The organism is Priestia sp. P5_B4 (assembly GCF_056400385.1).
The window spans coordinates 1-1,948 of the sequence record NZ_JBFULJ010000721.1; the positions used below are offsets into that span (position 1 = coordinate 1).

Consider the following 1,948-nt stretch of genomic DNA (forward strand, 5'->3'; position numbering starts at 1 on the left):
ACAGATGATATTACGATATGTCTACTATTAAACAAGATATAGTATAGAATAAACACAACGGTATTATTTTTAACTTTTATCTAGACTAAGTCTCATTATTCATCCTTTTCATCATTGTTTTTCCCCATTGATGCGTCACAAAATCTGGTGCAATCTTGCTCATGAAACGCATAATTTTGCTGAAACCTGGATTTAAACGAATTTTATTTTTTTCCATACCTTTTATACCAGCATCAACAAGCTTGTCCAATGGCAAATCAATGAACTTTGTTGACTTGTCACGTGACATTTTATCCTCTAAATTCGTTTCAGAAATGAGTGGCGGACAGAGTTCCATGACATGAATCCTCTCATTTTTGGCTCGAATTTGTTCACGTAGCGCATCTGTGTACATGTGTATTCCAGCTTTTGTTGCAGAATAAATGGGACTACTTGCCACCGAAATATTTGCTAGTACGGAGCTGACATTCACAATCATGGCTTCTTCTTGTTTAGCAAGAAGAGGAAGGAATGCTTTTGTCACATAGATTGTGCTGTTTAGGTTCGTATCAATTTCTGTGGTTAGTTGTCCACCTGTGACTTCTTCAGCGAATAGATCATAGTAGCGCATGATACCAGCTGAGTTAAACAGGACGTCTAGTTTTGAATACTGTTGTTTGATTTGATGCACCAACTGGTCAACCGACTTTACTTGACTGACATCCGCAGCAATGCCAATTAAATTAGGGTTTTCTTTCATTGCTTGGTCAATGTTTTGTTTGGATCTACTAGTGACAATCACTGTGTTCCCCATTTCAACAAACCTTTTTGCGAAAGCCAAGCCTATACCAGATGTCCCACCCGTTACTAAAATAGTTCGATTCTCCAATTTCATATCGTTGCTTTCCCTTCCTGTAGAGTCCTAAAAATTAATAATTACTTTCCCTCTTGGTCTTCCATTTGCCACAAGTTCTAGCGCTTCATTTATATTGTCTATGGTAAATAGTGTGGGATGAATTGGTGGAACAATGTTATTCTCTTCAATGATTTTGGTAACCTTTTTGAGTTGTGCGCCATCAGAACGAACAAACATAAAATGATATTCCACATCGTGTTTCTTGGCTTTGTGGTCATACTTTGCACCAGCAATGGAAAACAGCTTTTGTTTCCAAAATGGGAAATTCCCTTTTTTTCCGAAAAGCTTATTTGGACCTGTACGTAGAGAGAGCAATTTTCCGCCAGGTTTGATGATACTCAATTCATTGTCAAATTCTTTAGGTCCCAGTGTATCAATCACATAATCCACATTCGACAACACGTCAACATAGTTTTCTGTTTTATAAATTAAATATTGATCTGCCCCCATTTCCAACGTGCGTTCGCGCGCTTCTGAGTTGCCACTAACAATGACATTTAGACCCATTTCCTTTGCGATTGGGACAGCCATTTGACCAAAGCTACCCGATCCACCTGGAATAAAAACAGATTTACCAGGCTGTGCCTCAAGTTCTTCGTGCAGACCTTGATAAGCTGTGAGTCCAGCCAGTGGTGCAGCAGCAGCTTCCACATAGGATAAGTTTTTTGGCATTGGTGCAATGGCGGTAGCATCAATTGCGGCATATTCCGCAAAAGCACCAATTTTCTTTAATGGGAGACGTGTATAGATGTCATCTCCTACCTGAAATTCCGTCACGCTTTTTCCAACCTTTTCCATAATTCCTGTCAGTTCATTACCAAGCGTTAGTGGGAATTCATAATTCTGAATCAGTTTTACACTACCTGTGATAATCAACATTTCGAGTGGGTTGACCGCGGCAGATTTAACTTTTACCAAGACTTGGTTGTCATCGATTTCTGGGATTAGAATGTCATTAACTTGGGCGTGGATATCTTTTGAATATTTAGTGATCTGAGCTGCTTTCATGAGTGTTTTCATTTTTTTCATTAGCACCCTTCCATTGAGTTGCTT

2 protein-coding genes are annotated in these 1,948 nt (G+C 39.0%); both read right to left on the minus strand.

Annotated elements, in window-relative coordinates; genetic code table 11:
* Positions 1–85: 85 nt before the first annotated feature.
* On the minus strand, positions 86–874 hold the full coding sequence (locus AC1DRF_RS25150) for an SDR family oxidoreductase (RefSeq protein WP_427077144.1): 789 nt from the start codon (positions 872–874) through the stop codon (positions 86–88).
* 27 nt (positions 875–901) lie between these two features.
* Positions 902–1,915 (minus strand): NADP-dependent oxidoreductase, encoded by a 1,014-nt coding sequence (locus AC1DRF_RS25155; protein ID WP_477741975.1) that lies wholly within the window; start codon positions 1,913–1,915, stop codon positions 902–904.
* Positions 1,916–1,948: the final 33 nt, after the last annotated feature.